Annotated in this window: 4 protein-coding genes; 3 read left to right on the top strand and 1 reads right to left on the bottom strand. The window is 67.2% G+C overall.

The window, feature by feature from the left end:
• From ACIRA7_RS16185 to ACIRA7_RS16175, 3 genes are all read left to right on the top strand, one after another.
• Positions 1 to 846, top strand: an 846-nt coding sequence (locus ACIRA7_RS16185) for a TPM domain-containing protein (protein WP_396221868.1), incomplete at its 5' end; no start/stop codon positions are given.
• Between the two features lie 8 nt (positions 847 to 854).
• A complete protein-coding gene (locus ACIRA7_RS16180) occupies positions 855 to 1,610 on the top strand; it encodes a hypothetical protein (protein WP_396221867.1) in 756 nt (251 codons plus the stop codon).
• 74 nt (positions 1,611 to 1,684) lie between these two features.
• Positions 1,685 to 2,266, top strand: coding sequence for a LemA family protein (locus ACIRA7_RS16175; RefSeq protein ID WP_396221866.1), 582 nt, complete (start codon positions 1,685 to 1,687; stop codon positions 2,264 to 2,266).
• Here the strand turns inward: ACIRA7_RS16175 and ACIRA7_RS16170 are convergent.
• Positions 2,267 to 3,110, bottom strand: an 844-nt coding sequence (locus ACIRA7_RS16170) for a class I tRNA ligase family protein (protein WP_396221865.1), incomplete at its 5' end; no start/stop codon positions are given.

The following is a 3,110-nucleotide window of genomic DNA, read 5'->3' as shown; positions in this document are numbered from 1 at the left end:
ATGCGAGGCATGCTGGCCATCCCGCTGGCGGTCCTGCTCGCGGTCGCGACGGTGTCGTCGGCGGCCGGGGGGCAGGTGGCCGCACCCGGCCAGCCGCTGCCGGCTCCAGTCGGTTACGTCAACGACTTCGCCAAGGTGCTGACGCCCGAGGCGGCAGCTCGCCTCAACGATCTCGCGACGCGCGTCAACGCCGCCACGCGGGGCGACATGGTCGTCGTCACGCTGCCGTCGCTGGGCGGACGTCCCGTTGAAGAGGTGTCGCTGCGGCTTGGTCGTGAGTGGAAGGTCGGGGCCGACGCGGCCATCGGGGATCAGGCACGCAACGCCGGCGTCATCATTCTGCTTGTCCCCAAGGAAACGTCCGATGATGGTCGCGGGTACTGCCGCATCGAGACAGGGCAGGGTACCGAAGGGTTTATCACCGACGCCATGTCGGGGGCGATCTGTCGCGAGCAGACGCCACGCTTTCGCGCGCAGGACTACTCCGGCGCCTTGGAGGGCATCGCGACCGACGTGGCGGGACGCTATGCCGCCAACTTCGGCGTCGCGCTCGATGGCGTGCCGCCACCGCAAGTGCGCCGACGCGAGGTGCGGTCGCCGGGCGTTCCACCGTTCATGGTAGTGCTGGCGCTCGTCGTTTTCTTCTCGTTGCTCAGCTCCGCGCGCGGACGCCGCCGCGGATGCGTGGGCTGCATTCCCATTCCAGTGCCTGGCCCCTCGCTGGGGGGATGGCACAGCAGTGGTGGATTTGGTGGTGGATTCGGCGGTGGTGGTGGCGGCGGTGGGTTCGGTGGATTCGGCGGTGGCGGCGGATTCAGTGGTGGTGGTGGCGGCTCCAACTGGTGAACAAGTCCATGGCACGTGCGTCGATGTCTCTCGATGAGCTGGTCCGGCAACTGCAACAGGTCCACGGCGACGCGCTGCGGGCGGTCGTGTTGTACGGGTCGGCCGCCAGCGGTGAGCAGGTGGTCGGGCACTCCGACTTCAATGTGCTCGTGATTGTCTCGTCGATCGAGTTGGCGCAGACGCGGCAACTCGGACAGACCATGCGCGCGTGGCAGGAAGCCGGCAATCCACCGGTGCTCGTCCTCACCGAGCCAGAGTGGCTGCGTTCGGCGGACATCTTCCCGATGGAGTACGCCGACATTCTCGAACGACATCGGGTGTTGCACGGCACGCTGTCCCTCACCGATCTGGTGGTGGCGCTCCACGATTTGCGCTGGCAGACGGAGCAGGAAGCCATGGGCAAGTTGCTGCGTCTGCGTCGTGGTGTGATGGTGGCCGGCACCGACACGGCGCGCCAGACCGATCTGCTGCGTTCGAGCTATAGCGCGTTGCTCGTGATTTTTCGTGCGGTGCTGCGCCTGCACGGCGTCACGCCGGCGCGCGACGCGACGCGCGTGATTCAGGACGTGGCCGCGCGATGTGGGTTCGACGCCGCGCCATTCATGGCGGTCTCGGCGCTGGTGCGCGGCACGGCGCTTGCACCTGGCGCGACGGAATCCGTGCTGGCGGGGTATCTCAGCGGCATGGACACCCTCGTCACGTATCTCGATCAATTCACGCCGCCTCCCGCGGCACCGGCCGTCATTTCTCCAGTCCAATCATGAGGAACCCCATGGTCACCGTATCGCTTGCGCCGCGTCCCTCCAGTCCGTCCTCTTGGTCACGCCGCGTTTCGCGGGTGGTCTCGCGCGCCCGCCTGCTGACCGTCGCGCTCGCGTTGCCACTCGGCATGAACGCCTGCGGCTACAACACGATCCAGTCGTACGATGAACAGGCGGCGCAGGCCAAGCAGAACATCGATGCGCAGCTGCAGCGACGCGCCGATCTGATTCCGAATCTGGTGAATACCGTGAAGGGATTCGCCGCGCAGGAAAGCGAAGTGCTGACGGCCGTCACGCAAGCGCGGGCCGGGCTGGTCGGTGCGTTGCAGAAGCCGGGCGGCTCCGATCCGGCCGAACTGGCTAACGCCAATCAGCAGCTCACGTCGTCGCTCGGGCGCCTCATGGTAACGGTCGAGGCGTATCCGGAGCTCAAGTCGAACGAGAACTTCCTGAAACTGCAGGATGAGCTCACCGGCACCGAGAACCGTATCGCGGTCTCGCGCACCGACTACAACGGCGCCGTGCGGCTCTACAACGAGTACATCCGCAAGTTTCCGGCGGTGCTCACGGCGAAGGTCACGGGTGCCAAGCCGCGCACGTATTTCGAAGTCACCGACGCCGCGTCGCGGGCCGCACCGACGGTCGACTTTAAGAAGTGATCACGTTGTAGCGGCTGGCGCGGGTCGCGGGAACACGCCGTCTCCCTTGCGAACGCGCCAGCCGGCCGGCTCGAGGTCGGCGAGCGCATCGAAGCGCTGCGTGGCCACGGTGCCCGGCCCGCCGAGCTGCGCCCAGACGGCTTCGACTTTCGTCGGCATGAACGGCGCGAGGAGTACGGTCTGCCGCGCGATGCGCCGGATGAGCGACGAGAGAATTTGCGCGAGTTCCGCCGCGCGCGCCGGATCCTTGGCGACGGCCCAGGGAGTGGTCGCGGCCGTGTATTCGTTGGCGCGCGCTGTCATGCGCGACACCGCCGCCAGTCCTTCGTGCAGCAGCCAGCCGCGCGAGCCGTTCATGCCGGCGTGATACGCCGCCACGTCGGCGTCGTCGTCGCGCTCGGCGTCGGGGCGAGGTGCCTCGGGTACGACGCCGTCGAAGTACTTCTCGACCATCGCGATCGCGCGACTGGCCAGATTCCCGAAGGCATTGGCCAGATCGCTCGTGTAGCGCTCTTCGAAGCGCTCCCAGGAGAAGTTGCCGTCGCTATCGAAGGGGACTTCGCGCAACAGGACGTAGCGGAACGCGTCGGCGCCGAAGCGGTCGATGGCTTCGCCGAGGTCGAGCTTCACGCCGGCGCTCTTTGAGAAACGCTCGCCGCCCAGCTGCACGAACCCGTGGGCCCACACCTGCTTCGGCAACGGCAGCCCCGCCGCTTCGAGCATCGCCGGCCAGATCACCACATGAAAGCGCGTGATGTCCTTGCCGATGATGTGCAGGTCGGCCGGCCAACGCGTCTCGTAGCCGGCGTCCGGGAAGCCGGTGGCTGTGAGATAGTTGGGGAGC

It is taken from the genome of Gemmatimonas sp., from assembly GCF_044376735.1.
Taxonomy (GTDB): Bacteria; Gemmatimonadota; Gemmatimonadetes; order Gemmatimonadales; family Gemmatimonadaceae; genus Gemmatimonas.
This window is presented reverse-complemented; position numbering and strand designations above follow the sequence as displayed.

Coding starts and splice junctions, on each gene's coding strand:
- ACIRA7_RS16180 (WP_396221867.1), top strand. CDS start 855: ATGGCACGTGCGTCGATGTCTCTCGATGAGCTGGTCCGGCAACTGCAA.